Origin of the sequence: Methylobacter svalbardensis (genome assembly GCF_037671525.1) — a bacterium.
GTDB classification, from domain to species: domain Bacteria; phylum Pseudomonadota; class Gammaproteobacteria; order Methylococcales; family Methylomonadaceae; genus Methylobacter_A; species Methylobacter_A svalbardensis.
The window spans coordinates 1-1,450 of sequence record NZ_JAWPOH010000169.1 but is presented as its reverse complement, the minus strand read 5'-3'; the positions used below and the strand labels follow the sequence as shown (position 1 = coordinate 1,450).

General features: G+C 54.8%; 1 protein-coding gene and 2 pseudogenes. All 3 read right to left on the bottom strand.

Translation table 11 applies throughout. The features are described from left to right. Positions 1-94: 94 nt before the first annotated feature. Positions 95-340, bottom strand: coding sequence for a hypothetical protein (locus RW114_RS20620; protein ID WP_340124603.1), 246 nt, complete (start codon positions 338-340; stop codon positions 95-97). Further along, positions 337-1,267, bottom strand: a pseudogene (locus tag RW114_RS20615) (IS91 family transposase); the annotation flags it as partial. The pseudogene RW114_RS20615 and the gene RW114_RS20620, both read right to left, overlap by 4 nt. A gap of 15 nt (positions 1,268-1,282) precedes the next feature. After that, positions 1,283-1,441: pseudogene (locus RW114_RS21125) on the bottom strand (phage integrase N-terminal SAM-like domain-containing protein); the annotation flags it as partial. Positions 1,442-1,450: the final 9 nt, after the last annotated feature.

Below are 1,450 nucleotides of genomic sequence, written 5' to 3'. Positions count from 1 at the left end.
CCCTCCTGCGTAGGACTGCAAGATGCCACAGATCCTAGTGGGCAGGCGCCTGACAAGCCTCGAGGGAGGAAATCGCGGGATATACTAAGGCTGGTCACGACAGGCGATGGACTATGGAGATTTGAGTGGTTGACCTATCTTTGACATGCCAAAGTAAGCCGGTCTGCCGGACCATGAAATCGCTCAGGCGAGCCATCTCGAAGCAGATACCTCTGATTTTTCGTTGCAGTGGAGTGCAAAAACCGGGGATTTTACGCCACCAGACAAAGTCTTCCCGCATCGGCTCTGGCTGATGAAGCGTTGGCGAGTGGCTTGGGTATCGAAAGACGCAGGAACTCATGGTACGCCTCGTTGTTGGGGTGGTGCACGGATGAACTGTTTGCGCGCCAAGATTTCGACAACGATCATCGTCGCACCACAATCAGGGCAAACGAAGACCGGTTGGACAGATTCTGTCGACGACTCAGTAACCTTTGCTTCCTCAGGGGCCACATGCAGCAACTCACGTATCCGCGTAAGATTATCGTGTCGCCCGGCATTGGCTAACAAGCCATAATGCCGAATGCGATGAAAACCACTGGGCAGCACATGCAGTAGGAAACGGCGGATGAATTCGTCGGTAGAGAGCGTCATGGTTTTATACCGCGTTTTGCCCTTAGCTCGGTAGTCTTTCCAGCGAAACGTAACCCCCCGTTCGTCCATGTTGATAAGCCGTGAGTTGGCGATAGCCACCCGGTGGGTGGTGGGTATAACGCGACAGATATGCCAATACCGCATCGGGTCCGGCAAATGGGCGCTTGGCGTAGACCACCCATTCGCATTTTTTAAGCGTGGCAAGCCAGTCGGCGAAGGCCGCCGCGTCCGATAAATGGGCATGCTCACCGAAGAACTGCAATTGTCCAGCTGCCTGCGCTTTGCTTAGCTGTTCCAGAAAACGCCGTCGAAACAGCCGTGACAGCACCCGTACTGATAAGAAGAAACCCGGCTTGCAAGCCAGCCATCGCTCGCCGTCTAACGATAACCCGCCACCGGGGATGATGCCATGCACATGCGGGTGATGCGTCAATGCAGATCCCCAAGTATGCAGGACTAGGGTGGCCCCGATTTGTGCACCCAGATGTTTGGGATCTGCGGCGATGGTGCTCAGCGTCTCGGCGGCAACCTCAAACAACAGTCCATAGATCACCGCCTTGTTGGTGTAGGCGATGGCGCTGATCGGCGCGGGCAAGGTGAACACCATAGGGTAATACTCTACCGGCAACAGATCGGGGTGATCTAGCGTCGTTTCAAAGAGAAACTTGAGCCCGGTGAGGGTTGCATTTAGTGAAATCGGCGAGATACCGTGATCAACCAAATGCAATTGATAACGGCGCAAATCTTCGATGCTGGCGGTATCCGGCGAGCGTCCCAGAAATCCTGCGAAGCGCTTTACAACTCGAATATAACCGGC

Excerpts from the sequence above, each read along its gene's own strand:
- RW114_RS20620 (WP_340124603.1), bottom strand. The coding sequence starts at position 340 with ATGAGTTCCTGCGTCTTTCGATACCCAAGCCACTCGCCAACGCTTCAT.